This is a genomic window from Paraburkholderia sp. EG286B (assembly GCF_040965655.1).
Taxonomy (GTDB): Bacteria; Pseudomonadota; Gammaproteobacteria; order Burkholderiales; family Burkholderiaceae; genus Paraburkholderia.
Genome location: NZ_JBFRCF010000206.1, coordinates 1 through 316, shown reverse-complemented (window position 1 = coordinate 316; position 316 = coordinate 1). Strand labels below are relative to the sequence as shown.

General features: G+C 59.5%; 1 pseudogene. It reads left to right on the top strand.

From position 1 onward, the window contains the following. A pseudogene (gene groEL, locus AB4Y42_RS44435) lies at positions 1-316 on the top strand (chaperonin GroEL); the annotation flags it as partial.

Sequence of the window (316 nt, the reverse complement as noted above, 5' to 3'; positions counted from 1 at the left end):
TCCGACGAGGCAATCGGGAAAATCATTGCTGACGCGATGGAGAGAGTCGGCAAGGAAGGCGTCATCACGGTCGAGGACGGCAAGTCACTCGAGAACGAGCTCGACGTGGTCGAGGGCATGCAGTTCGACCGCGGCTACGTGAGCCCCTACTTCATCAACGATCCCGACAGGCAGGCCGCGTATCTCGATGACGCGCTGATCCTGCTGCACGACAAAAAGATCTCGAATATCCGGGACCTGCTCCCGGTCCTCGAAGCCACGTCCAAGGCAGGCAAGCCCCTGCTGATCGTCGCGGAAGACATTGATGGTGAAGCAC